The following is a 320-nucleotide window of genomic DNA, read 5'->3' on the forward strand; positions in this document are numbered from 1 at the left end:
AGAAGTCCTGACCCGTGGCCCGGAACACGACCACGGCGCTGCGCGCGGCACACCACGCCACGCCCGGCGAACGCGCGGCACTCGGCAAGGAGGCCCGGCGCCGCTCGCCGCGGTCGGGCCACGCCGAGTACCGGCCGGCCGGCGACAGACCGGACCCGCTGACGGTCCTGGAGGCGCAGTCGGCGACACGGGTCCCCGAACTCGTACCGATCCGCTACGGCCGCATGCTCGAGTCCCCGTTCCGCTTCTACCGCGGCGCCGCCGCGATCATGGCGTCCGACCTGGCCGGCACCCCGAGCTCCGGGCTCACGGCCCAGCTG

1 protein-coding gene is annotated in these 320 nt (G+C 75.6%); it reads left to right on the forward strand.

Going from position 1 to position 320, the window contains the following annotated elements; all coding sequences use genetic code 11:
• Positions 1-14 precede the first annotated feature (14 nt).
• A partial coding sequence (locus tag IG02_RS0135630) for a DUF2252 family protein (RefSeq protein WP_030757879.1) occupies positions 15-320 on the forward strand: 306 nt, incomplete at its 3' end.

This window comes from Streptomyces sp. NRRL F-5135 (genome assembly GCF_000719775.1).
In the GTDB taxonomy this organism is placed as follows: domain Bacteria; phylum Actinomycetota; class Actinomycetes; order Streptomycetales; family Streptomycetaceae; genus Streptomyces; species Streptomyces hebeiensis.